The organism is Halomarina ordinaria (assembly GCF_030553305.1).
Lineage (GTDB): Archaea > Halobacteriota > Halobacteria > Halobacteriales > Haloarculaceae > Halomarina > Halomarina ordinaria.
Window position 1 is genome coordinate 31,014 of sequence record NZ_JARRAH010000003.1, and the last position, 11,482, is coordinate 42,495.

Consider the following 11,482-nt stretch of genomic DNA (forward strand, 5'->3'; position numbering starts at 1 on the left):
GTTCTATCGTCGGGCCATATAAATGAAGGGGGCGTCCGGTCCCCCTCGGTGTCGTCGTCGTCGAGGAACCGTGGGTCTCCGGAGGGTCTGATAATATACTGTCACGAATGGCCGACGGTCCAACGGAAAGTTTTATTATATATCTCTATAAATCACCAGAGAGACCCGGTGGCAAGGTACGACGTAACAGGCACCATGTACGTTCCGTGCGTTCGACGATGCGGTTCGTGTCCGTTACGCTGGTACGACAAGCGGGCGGTTGTCACGCGGGGTCACGGACGGACCAACGAACGAAAATGTCAGACGACAACCCACTGAGACAGGGAGACAGATGAGCGACAAACCAAACGACACAGGACAGTCGGACAGTAGTGGTATCGGGTCGACGATAGACAGACGGCGGTTCCTGCAGGCCGGTGGTGCCGCGTCGGTCGCCGCGCTCGCCGGCTGTATGGGCGGTGGCGGTGGCGGCGGTGGCAACGGCGACGACAACGACAGCGGTAACGGAAGCGGCGGCGGCGGTGGCGGCGGCGGTGACGGCTGGGACCCCTCCCAGTCCATCCGCTACATCGTCCCGTACGACGAGGGCGGCGGAACAGACGTGTACGCCCGCGGTATCGTCGAACAGCTCATCGAGGCCGAGGGCGAGGAGGTACAGATCGACAACGTCCCCGGCGCCGGCGGGCTCAACGGCTTCGGTCAGCTGATGCGGGCCGATCCGGACGGCCACACTATCCTCGGCAGCGCGACGCCGCTCGAGGTCGCCCCGCAACTGCTCGAGGACCCCGGGTTCGACCAGCGCGACGCGAGCGGTATCGGCGTCTTCGGCCGGTCGGCCTGGTGTCTCGTCGTCAACGAGCAGTACCAGGACGAAGTCGAGACGTTCGACGACGTCATCGAGAAGTACAACTCCGGCGAGTGGGAGAACATCGGCGTCCAGTCCCCCGGGAGCTCCCAGGACATCATCGTCCTGCTGGCGAAGTACGAACTCGACGAGTACGACTGGCAGTGGACCCAGCGCGTCACCTACACCGGGACGGGCCCCATCGCACAGGCGGTGGCCAGCAACGAGGTCCCCGCCGGTATCGGGACGGACGCGGGGACGCGGTCCACCGTCGAGGGCGGGAACATCTACCCCGTCGTCTCCTTCGTCAGTGACGGCACCGACGTCTACCCCGACCTCGACTCGGTGACCGACCTCGACTACCCGGAGATAGACTTCGTCGGCGGTCTCAGCCGTGGCATGTTCGCCCCGCCGGAGACGCCCGACGAGATCATCGAACACCACACCACGGCCCTCGAAGAGGCCATCAACGACGACCGGACCACCGAGTGGACCGACGAGACCGGCAACCCCACGTTCTACGAGGGGCCGGACGCGGCCAACGCGATCATCACGGACGCCTTCGAGGCCTACGACGAACTGAACGTCATCGACCTCGTCGAGGAGAACTCGGACTAACCCCCGAACCGAAATCTTTATCGGTTCACTATCAGCCACATAATCCATGACATTGAGAAGCAAAGTGGAAGTGATAACTCCAGAGCATATCATGCTCGTATCACTGATAGCGCTCGGGACGGTCTTCTACGTCGTACCGGACGTCGAGGATTACGCGCGCAACGCATCGATCTTTCCACAGTACACGGGGGCGTTCGTCATCATCGGCAGTCTGCTGTTACTGTTCGGTAAGTACCTCCCCGGACCGCTCCAGAAGTTCGTCACCGAGGAGGTGAGCATCACGAGCGGGGACACGACCAAGGAGTTCGCCCCGAGTGCAGAGGAAGAAGACGACGTCGAAGAAGACGACGACGAGCCACGCGAGACCATCGGGACGGACCTCGGCTACCACATCAACGACACCGTCGTCATGATGGTGTTCTCGACGCTGTACCTCGTCGTTGGCTACGCGGCCGGGATGCTGTACGTCACCCCCCTGTTCATCATCGCCTACACACAGTGGTTCAAGGTCCGCTGGGTGGTGAGTATCTTCCTCGCCGTTCTGGCGACGGTCATCATCTATCTCTTCGTCGAGTACCTGCTGATTCCGTTCGACCAGGGGCAGTACATCTTCACGTCGGGGCTGATATAGATGCTCCCCGTCCTGCCGCTCCAGAACGCGGTCTCGTCGCTGGTCGAGGGTATCGGCATCGCACTCACGCCGTCGATACTCCTCTGGATGGTGGTCGGCCTCGTCCTCGGGATGGTCCTCGGGGCGCTCCCGGGCATCGGCTCCCCGGTCGCGATGGCCATCGTCCTCCCACTCACGCTCCCGCTGCCGGCCGAGGCGGCCATCATCCTGCTGGTCGCCATCTACAGCGGCGCGATGTTCGGGGGGAGCGTCGCCGCCATCCTGCTCAACGCGCCGGGGACGGAGTCCGCCGCGGCGACGACGCTCGACGGCTACCCGATGGCGAAGAGCGGGCTGGCGAAGAACGCCCTCGCCATCGCGACGACCGCCTCCGCGCTCAACGGCTTCGCCGGCGCGGTCATCCTCGTCATCCTCTCGCCGGTACTCATCGGCGCGGTGCTCGCGTTCGGGTCGCCGGAGTACTTCCTGCTCGCGCTCCTCGGCATCTCGCTCATCACCATCGTCACCGACGGCTCCATCGTCAAGGGGCTGGTGTCGGGCGCCTTCGGGCTGATGATTTCCACCATCGGGGTGGCCATCTTCAGTCCGACACCGCGGTTCGCCTTCGGGCAACTCTCGCTGTACGAGGGCATCAACTTCGTCGCCGCCCTCATCGGCATGTTCGCGTTCGCCGAGATGATGAAACTGGCCGCCCAGAAGACCATCTCCGAGGAGGCGGTCGAACTCGGCGGGAGCATCACCGAGGGTATCAAGACGGTGTTCAGGTACCCGAAGTCGATGGTGAAGGCACTCGTCATCGGGCTCGGCATCGGGATGGTCCCCGGGTCGGGCGCGACGACGTCGACGTTCGTGGCCTACGCCGAGGAGGCTCGCTCGCGCGTCGAGGGGGCCTTCGGGGAGGGTGACCCTCGCGGTATCATCGCCCCCGAGGGGGCGAACAACCCGACGGTCAGCGGGTCGCTCATCCCGACGCTGTCGTTCGGTATCCCGGGCAGCGGGTCGACCGCCGTCCTGCTCGGCGGCATCCTCATGCACGGCCTCCAGCCGGGGCCGGTGCTGTTCGAGGAACAGCTCTCGTTCACCTACGCCATCTTCGTCTCGCTGTTCCTCGGTAACTTCGTCATCCTCGCGGCCGGGTACACGGTCATCCCCTACGCGAGTCGCATCACCGACCTGGACACGAACGTCATCATCCCGATGGTCGTCGTCCTCTCGTTCGCGGGCGCGTACACGCTCGCCGACAACTGGGTCGACGTCGTCGCGGTGCTCGTGCTCGGTATCTACGGTTTCTACATGGTCAAGTACAACTACTCGGTCATCGCGTTCGTCCTCGGCATCGTGCTGGGGCCCATCGCCGAGCAGAACCTCTTCAGGGCACTGAGCATCTCGGGCGGCGAGTGGAGCATCTTCTACACCCGCCCCCTGTCGGCCGCCATCGTCGTCGCCATCGTCTTCGTCCTGTTCGGGCCGTTCATCAAACCGTACGTGAGTCGGGGTATCGACCGCATCTCGTCCTGACCGACGGACGACCCGACCCACGCCGTTTCTTCTCGCGCTCCGCGCCGTCCTCGCCTCCCGGAACACTCGCTCACTCGCTGTTTCTCGCGTGCGTGCGCGCCAACTCAGCATTACGGTACTCACCTACACCGAGGCGTACAGCGACTCCTCCACCCCTCACCGCACGACGACCTCGCCCCGGGAGTCCGTCGAAGGGACACCGCACAGTTATGAGACGGTCCTCCATACCACGCGTATGGACTCGGAACAGGTCACGACGGTGACCGTCGACTCGTACTCGACACTGGTAGACATCGACTCGCAGGAGCCCGTTCTGGCGGAGTACGTCGACGACATCGAGGACGCGGCGAGCGTCTCACAGCTCTGGCGCAGCCAGTACCTCCAGTACTCGATGATCGCGAACGACATCGACGCCTACCGGCCGTTCTGGGAGCTCATCGGCCAGGGATTGCGCTACGCGCTCGAAGCCCACGGTCACGACGTCCCCGAAGACGTCCGCGACGACATCAGACGCGTCGTCTACGAGGAGCGCCTCGCCGTCTTCGACGACGTCGGCGACGGCATCCGGCGCATCACCGACGCGGGCTACGAGGTGTACGTCCTCTCGAACGGCACCCCCGAGATGCTCGCCCACCTCCTCGCGGCGGCCGACCTGGAGGACGTCGTCACCGACGCCGTCAGCGCCGACGAGGTGGAGACGTACAAGCCGGACCCGGGCCTCTACCGCCACGCCGCCGACCGGACGGACACGCCCATCGAGGAACTCCTCCACGCCTCCGGCGGCACGATGCGCGACGTCTGGGGGGCGAAACACGCCGGGATGCAGACGGCGTGGGTCTCGCGGCCGGACCAGCACCTCCCGACGGAGACGCTCGGTCCGGCGCCCGACGTCGTCGTCGAGGACTTCCACGACCTCGCGGACCGACTCGATTAGACGCTGTCGTGCTTGCGCGCGGCGCCCGCCCCCGTCGCCGTCGCTCTTCGATTGAACTAGCGTAGCCACTCCTCGTCGAAGACGACCCTCGGAGACGAGTCTCTTTCGCCTCACCACCATCGAGGCCCACCCGTCACCGGCCGGCGTGTTCGACGACGAGTTCGACGAACCGGTCGACGCCGTTCGGGCGGGGGGTGGGTGCCTCGACCCGGTCGAGGAGGGAGACGACGTCATCGACGGACGCGGCGGCGTAGAACCCCACGTCGTCGGCCAGCGCGCGAACGACCCCGCGCTGTTCGGAGGTGTGGGGGAGGACGATACAGGGGGTCCCGGCGACGGCCGCCTCCATCACCGTCGAGTAGCCGCTGCAGACGACGACGGTCGCGCGCTCGATGTAGGGCTGGAGCGACGGTGCGACCGTCCAGTCGTCGCCCCCGACCAGCGTCACCGAGCGCCCCCGCCGTTCGAGCGCCGTCCGGAGGCGGTCCTCGCTGACGGTGAACGCGCTGGGGACGACGAGCACGTCGACGGACGCGTCGAGCGCGCCGCCGGCCGGGGCGATGGGCGGGACTACCTCGGCGCCGGGGATGGTCGGCGCGCCGGTCCACACCTTCGGGAGCGCGAACAGTTCGGCGGTCGCGACCGCGAAGCGGTTGCGGACGCGCGCGCCGACGCGCTCGGCGGTTGTCGTGTAGAACCCGGCGGGGTCGTGCGTGAGGTAGTAGTAGGGCGTCCGCGTGAGGGTGGCGGCGACGGCCGCGGAGATGTCGTCGGCGACGAGGAACGCCGGGCGCTCGCGGCGGAGCCACCCGGCGTAGTCGCGCACCCGGCCGGTCAGGGCCGGGGCCGCCCCCGCGAGCGCGGTTACGGGGTTCCCGCGCTGGTAGCCGTCGATGAGGTCGACGGGCGTCGGCTCGTACTCCCGGTAGCCGTTGCGTTCGACGAAGGTGCGTCCCGGACCGCCCCCGGCGAGGACCGTCTCGTACCCCGCCGTCTCGAGCGCCCGGGTGACCGCGAGCATCCGACTCGCGTGTCCCGCCCCTTCGCAGTAGTGGGCGACGGCCACCCGCGTCCCTCGGTCGGTCACGTCCGGTTACACGGCCGGAGGCCTCACAAGTACTGCGCTTTCGGCGCGTCAGACGTGAACACTATTGCGTCGCGGCGAGAGGGACCAACGGATGAAGCAACTGCTCTCCGCGGCGTCCCGGAACCTCCGGTACGCCGGCGTCGACGCCGTCCGGGAGGTGCTCTGGCGGACCTACCTGTCGGTGCGTCCCCGGACGCCGGCTGACCCGGTGCTCGACGCCGACTGGGACCTGCTGGTGGTGCTCGACGCCTGCCGGGCGGACCTCTTCGAGACGGTCGTCGCCGACGGCGACTACGACTTCGAGGCGGGGCAGACACGCATCTCGCCGGGGAGTTCGTCCGTCGAGTGGCTGGCGGCGGTGTTCGGCGACGCGCCCCCCGGCGCGCTGGCCGACCTCGGGTACGTCACCGCCAACCCCTACAGCGAGGCGCACCTCGACGCCGAGGCGTTCGGCCTCCTCGACGAGGTGTGGCGCGACGCCTGGGACGCGGACCTGGGGACGGTCCCGCCGCGGCCGGTCACCGACCGGGCCGTGGCGGCCGCCCGCGAGGCCGCCCCCGATCGGCTGGTCGTCCACTACATGCAACCGCACTTCCCGGCCATCGCGACGGGGACCGGCGAGCGCCGGACGGCCGAGGCGTGGGGCGACGAACCGATGTCCATTTGGGAGGACCTCCGCTTCGGGGGCGACGCGGACCGGGCGTGGGCCGACTACCGCGCGAACCTCGAACTCGTCCTCGAGGAGGTCACGGCGCTCCTGTCGAACGTCGACGCCGACCGTGCCGTCGTCACGGCGGACCACGGCAACGCGTTCGGCGAGCGCCACATCTACGGCCACCCGGGGGGCGTCGACCTGCCGTGCCTGCGTGAGGTGCCGTGGTGCGAGACGAGCGCGACCGACCGGGGGACTCGTACGGTCCCGACCGACCGCCGGAGCGAGCGGACGACGGTGGACGCGGACGCGGTCGACGCGCGCCTGCGGAGCCTGGGGTACCGGACGTGAGCGCCGACGCCCCCGGGACCGACGGCGAGCGCGAGGCCCCCCCGAACCTCCTCGTCGTCTGTGTGGACTGCCTGCGCGAGGACGTCCTGCGGACCGACCGGACGGTGACGCCGTTCCTCGACGACCTGCGCGAGCGCGGGCTCGCGTGTACGGAGCTGTACGCGACGGCGACGACGACGACCCCCTGCGTCGCCAGCCTGCTGACCGGCACCTACTCCGAGCGCAACGGCCTGCGCTCGTTGCGTCACGGCGAACTCTCGGCCGACGTCCGGTCGCTCGCCGAACTGCTCTCTGACGCCGGCTACCACACGGAGGCGCACGTGACCGGGCCGTTGCTCCCCGAGACGGGGCTCGACCGCGGGTTCGACGTCTACCGACACCGTCCCGAGTCGGCGTCGGTGTTCGGGTCGTGGGGCGAGGAGGCGCGCGCGCGTCTCGCCGACCTCACCGACCCGTTCGCCGCGGTCGTCCACCTCTGGGAACTCCACGAGGACGTCGAGGTGCCGGACGCGTACGACCGCCCGCGCTACGGCGCGACCCCCTACGCCCGCGCGCTCTCGGCGCTCGACCCGCAGGTGCGGTCGCTCGTCGACGTCGTCCCCGACGACACGCTGGTCGCCGTCGTCGGCGACCACGGCGAGAGCATCACCCACCGACACAACCCGGTTCGCCTGCTCGTCAAGTCCCTCCGGGACGCGCTGCGGTACTACGGCGGCGTGGACACGCGGCCGGCGGTGAACCGGCTCAACCGGGCGCTCGACGGGTTCGGGCCGGACGTCCGCGACCGGTTCGTCGAGAACGGCCACGGCGAGAACGTCCTCGACGCGACGACGAACGTCCCCTTCGTCCTCGCGGGGCCGGGCGTCGAGGCGGCGACCGTCGACGCGCAGGTCCGGCAGGTCGACGTCCTCCCGACGCTGCTCGACGCGCTCGACCTGCCGGTGCCGGCGGTGGACGGCGAGCCGATTCGGGCGGACAGCGAGGAGCGCCCGGCGTACATGCGTGCCTGCGGCGCGTCGCTGCACGGCGAGCGCAACTGGGCGCGGGGGGTTCGCCTCGGCGGGGCGAAGTACGTCGAGTACCCGAACCGCGACTGGTCGCCCGAGGTGTACGACCTGCGGGCCGACCCCCGGGAGCTGACACCGGTCGACGACCCCGCCCTGGCGGCGCGCCTCGAACGCGAACTCCCGCCGCCCGGGCGGCCGCCGGCCGACGAGACCCGCCTCGACATCGACGACCACCTCCGCGACCTCGGCTACCTCTAGCGGACCACCCTGACGCCGAGGGCGGCGGTCGCGGCCGCACCCACCGACGTCGTCAGGAGGTAGCCCCCGACGCTGTGGACGAGGACGGCGGCGACGACCGTCGACGCGGGCGCCCCGGTGAGGAGGGTGAGCAACCCCACGTTGACCGCCTCGGTCCCCCCGAGACCGCCCGGCGTCGGGACGGCGCCGCCGAGCGTCCCCAGCGGGACGACGAAGAACGGGAGCACCACCGGTATCGACGCCCCGAGCGCGAGGAACGTCGCCCAGAGGCCGACCGCCTGGAACGCCCACCCGAGCGCGGAGAGGCAGACGGCCGCGGCGAGGCGGCGGCGGTCGGCGGCGACGCGTTCGACGGCCGCCCGGAACCCGGCGACGCGTGCGCCGACCGCGCCGCGCTCCGGGAGCGACACGAAGGGGACGACGGCGGCGAGACGCCGCCACGCGCCCTCGACGGCGGCACCGAACAGTCGCTCGACGCCCCGCCGTCGCCGCCACCCGAGGACGGCGAGCGTGGGGAGCGCCACCGCCAGCACGAGGACGACCGCGGGCGCGAGGCCCAGTCGGTCGCGGACGGCGGGCGTCCCGGTCAGCGCGTAGTACGAGACCCCGACGGTGACGAACGAGAGCGACGGCACGACGTTGATGGCGTCGAGGCTGGCGACGGAGGCGAGGCCGACCTCGTAGTCGGTGTCGACGGTCCGCGAGAGCAGCCACGCGGTGACGGGTTCGCCGCCGGCCTGCCCCAGCGGCGTGACGTGGTTCGCGAAGCCCGCGGCCGCGTGGACGAGCAGCGCCTGTCCGAGCGAGGCGTCGACGGCCTGGGTGCACAGCACGTTCCACAGCGCGAACCCCCAGGCGACGTTCCAGAGGAGGACCGTCGCGGCGACGGCCGCGAGCAGCCACGGGTCGCCGTCGACCACGGCGTCGACGACGGCCCGGGCGTCGGTGAGCCAGAGCATCACCGCGAAGACGGCGAGCGCCGCGAGGACGCCGCCACCGGTCGTGATGAGGGTCTCCCGTCGCACGGTTGCGCTGGGTCGCCCGCTCCCATCAGTGTAGCGAAGCCGCTCGCGCCGCTTCCGTGGAAAAAGCTATCGGTGTCGGAGTACTTCGTCGGGTACGGAACCCGATGGACCGCACGCGAGCCTCCCGTCGTCTCCCCCCGGCGGGGGACGACCGGTCGTCGGCCCCCTCCGGACGACCGTCTCCCCCTCCGGGACGGTCCCCCGGTCCCACCTCGCGGGACGCGACGCGGTTCGTGCGGTCGCGGGCGTGACAAACCATGCAACGGAGCACCCGTACCCCGCCGAAGGAACAGGACGTGTTCGGAACCGACTGGGACTACCTCATCGTCCTCGACGCCTGCCGGTACGACGCGTTCGAATCGGTCTACGAGGAGTACCTCGACGGCGACCTCGAACGCCGCCGCAGCCCCGGGTCGGCGACCCCGGAGTGGGCGTCGAAGACGTTCACCGGCCAGCACGACCTCGTCTACTTCTCGACGATACCGTTCATCAACAGCCTCGGGATACCGCTGTGCGACCTGCGGTGGGGTGCGTCGTGCGACTACGACTGGGCGGCCGCCGACCACATCGACGAGGTCGTCGACCTCTGGCGGGAGGCGTGGGACGACGACCTCGGGGCGGTCACGCCGGAGGCCGTCACCGCCGCCGCCCGGGAGCGCCTCGACGACGGGTCGGACCGCCGGATGGTCGTCCACTACCTCCAGCCCCACGCGCCCTACCTCCGGCGGGGGAAGGGGCGCAAGCTCAGGCAGATACGCGCCGGCGTGACCGACGCGGGGGACCGCTCCCGGGGTACGGCGACCCCCGACGGCGACGCGGACGGGTACCGGGGCGTCCTCCGGTCGGTCGGCGACGACCTGCGTTCGAGAGTCGAGTCGGCGCTCGGCGACAGCCGTCTCGCCATGCAACTCGGGATGCTCGTCGAACTCGACGTCGCGGCGCTCGCCGACCTCCGGACGGACGGGGTCGCCGCCGTGCTCAAGCGCTACCACGAGGAGAACCTCCGGCTCGCACTGGAGTCGGCCGCCGACCTCATCGAGGACCTCGACGGACGGGTCGTCGTCACGGCCGACCACGGCGAGGCCTTCGGCGAGCAGGGCGTCTGGGAACACCACATCGAGACCTACATCCCCCCGCTCGTCGACGTACCGTGGCTCGTCGTCGAGTGACTCCCGACTACCGTCCGCCTCACCCTTCCCGTTCTCTCCTCGAACCGCCTCGTGCACTCGCGTCCCGGACGGACGAGCGACGGGCTTAAGACTGACCGAACGATTAGTACACACGTCGGAGGGGGACGCGAACCGGCTCACCCGAGGGACGCCATGCCGGGCGGGCCGCGCCGCACTTGGCCGATTCCCGCCGAATCGTGGCCGACGCCTCCGACATTCCACACGCGGCCCGTTTTCCCTCGGTCGAGAACAGCGCTTCCCCTTCGAGAGTGTCTTCGTCGCTCGTCTCCGGGTTCCTCTCCCGAACGTACCGACGGAAAGGACTATACGAGCTGAACGCTCATTCAGTAACATGCGTAACGCACGTTCGACAGTTCGTCCATGGCTCGCCGCCCTGCTCAGCGCGGCGGTGGCGGGACTCGGTCACCTCTACCTCCGCCGGTGGCTCCGGGCGCTCGTCTGGCTCGGCGTCGCGGTGGCGGCGTCCGCGCTCGTCCCGGCGGCGGCCCTCGAAGCGGCGGCCGCGGGCGAATCGGTCGACCTGTGGGCGATGGCACCCGTCTGGCTCGTCGGACTGCTCTGTACCGTCGACGCGTACCTCCTCGCCGTCGCGGACAGACGACTCGCACACGCGCGCGAAGCCGTCGACGACGGGGGCCGTCTCACGCGGTGCCCGTCCTGCGGGGGCGACCTCGACCCCGACCTGACGTTCTGTCACTGGTGTACGCGCGACCTCGGTGACGTCGAGGTGGCCACGTCCGCGACGGGGGAGCGCTGATGGCGGTCGACCCGGACGCCGACGAACGCGGGAGCACCGAGACGGAGATCATGGAGGCGACGTACCGCGCGCTCTGCAAACACGGGTACAGCGGCCTCTCCATCTCGCGCATCGCCGACGAGTTCGAGAAGAGCAAGTCGTCGCTGTACTACCACTACGACTCGAAGGACGACCTCCTCGTTGCGTTCCTCACCTTCGCCGTCGACCGCTTCGAGGCGTCGGTCGCCACCGAACGGAGCGACGACCCGATGGCCGACCTCGAGGGCGTCATCGAACGCCTGCTCCCGCTTCGCCCCACCGACGAGCAGCGGCAGATTCAGGCGCTGCTGGTGGACCTCCGCTCGCAGGCCGTCACCGACGAGCGCTTTCGCGAACGGTTCGCCGACATCGACGAACGCCTCGTCACGACGCTCACCGAGGTCATCGAGCGCGGCATCGAGCGCGGCACGTTCAACGAGGTGGACGCGACCCGGGTCGCGGAACACGTCCTCGCGGTGTTGAACGGCGCGATGGTGGCGCGCGCGACGACCGACCGGGAGGCCGCCGTCGCCGCCGCCCGCGTCTCGCTCTCCTCGTACCTCGACACCGTCCTCCGTCGATGAGCACACCC

The 11,482-nt window shown here is 69.5% G+C and carries 11 protein-coding genes; 9 read left to right on the forward strand and 2 right to left on the reverse strand.

Translation table 11 applies throughout. From position 1 onward, the window contains the following. The first annotated feature begins 331 nt into the window (after positions 1-331). From P1Y20_RS16175 to P1Y20_RS16190, 4 genes are all read left to right on the forward strand, one after another. Positions 332-1,462: a Bug family tripartite tricarboxylate transporter substrate binding protein gene (locus P1Y20_RS16175; protein WP_304449743.1), complete on the forward strand. Its 1,131-nt coding sequence runs from the start codon at positions 332-334 to the stop codon at positions 1,460-1,462. Positions 1,463-1,553: 91 nt separating this feature from the next. Beyond that, complete coding sequence (locus tag P1Y20_RS16180) at positions 1,554-2,093, forward strand: tripartite tricarboxylate transporter TctB family protein (protein WP_304449744.1); 540 nt, start codon at positions 1,554-1,556, stop codon at positions 2,091-2,093. Beyond that, complete coding sequence (locus P1Y20_RS16185) at positions 2,094-3,611, forward strand: tripartite tricarboxylate transporter permease (RefSeq protein ID WP_304449745.1); 1,518 nt, start codon at positions 2,094-2,096, stop codon at positions 3,609-3,611. Between the two features lie 235 nt (positions 3,612-3,846). Next, positions 3,847-4,545, forward strand: coding sequence for a haloacid dehalogenase type II (locus P1Y20_RS16190; RefSeq protein WP_304449746.1), 699 nt, complete (start codon positions 3,847-3,849; stop codon positions 4,543-4,545). Positions 4,546-4,678: 133 nt separating this feature from the next. On the opposite strand, the gene P1Y20_RS16195 is transcribed toward P1Y20_RS16190, so the two are convergent. Next, positions 4,679-5,632, reverse strand: coding sequence for a glycosyltransferase (locus tag P1Y20_RS16195; RefSeq protein WP_304449747.1), 954 nt, complete (start codon positions 5,630-5,632; stop codon positions 4,679-4,681). A gap of 91 nt (positions 5,633-5,723) precedes the next feature. Here P1Y20_RS16195 and P1Y20_RS16200 point away from each other — a divergent pair, with 91 nt between their 5' ends. Both P1Y20_RS16200 and P1Y20_RS16205 read left to right on the forward strand, forming a co-directional pair. Continuing rightward, positions 5,724-6,635, forward strand: a complete 912-nt coding sequence (locus P1Y20_RS16200; RefSeq protein WP_304449748.1) for a hypothetical protein — start codon at positions 5,724-5,726, stop codon at positions 6,633-6,635. Then, the gene (locus tag P1Y20_RS16205) at positions 6,632-7,900 is read left to right on the forward strand and encodes a sulfatase family protein (RefSeq protein ID WP_304449749.1); all 1,269 of its coding nucleotides are present in this window, start codon (positions 6,632-6,634) and stop codon (positions 7,898-7,900) included. The genes P1Y20_RS16200 and P1Y20_RS16205 overlap by 4 nt, the downstream gene beginning before the upstream one ends. Here the strand turns inward: P1Y20_RS16205 and P1Y20_RS16210 are convergent. After that, entirely contained in the window at positions 7,897-8,925 is a 1,029-nt protein-coding gene (locus P1Y20_RS16210; protein WP_304449750.1) for a lysylphosphatidylglycerol synthase transmembrane domain-containing protein, read from the reverse strand. The two genes, P1Y20_RS16205 and P1Y20_RS16210, sit on opposite strands and share 4 nt — an antisense overlap. A 257-nt stretch (positions 8,926-9,182) precedes the next feature. On the opposite strand from P1Y20_RS16210, the gene P1Y20_RS16215 reads away from it, so the two are divergent. From P1Y20_RS16215 to P1Y20_RS16225, 3 genes are all read left to right on the forward strand, one after another. Then, positions 9,183-10,094 (forward strand): hypothetical protein, encoded by a 912-nt coding sequence (locus P1Y20_RS16215; protein WP_304449751.1) that lies wholly within the window; start codon positions 9,183-9,185, stop codon positions 10,092-10,094. Positions 10,095-10,446: 352 nt separating this feature from the next. After that, positions 10,447-10,872, forward strand: coding sequence for a DUF7575 domain-containing protein (locus P1Y20_RS16220; RefSeq protein ID WP_304449752.1), 426 nt, complete (start codon positions 10,447-10,449; stop codon positions 10,870-10,872). Further along, a complete protein-coding gene (locus tag P1Y20_RS16225) occupies positions 10,872-11,474 on the forward strand; it encodes a TetR/AcrR family transcriptional regulator (protein WP_304449753.1) in 603 nt (200 codons plus the stop codon). The genes P1Y20_RS16220 and P1Y20_RS16225 overlap by 1 nt, the downstream gene beginning before the upstream one ends. Positions 11,475-11,482 lie beyond the last annotated feature (8 nt).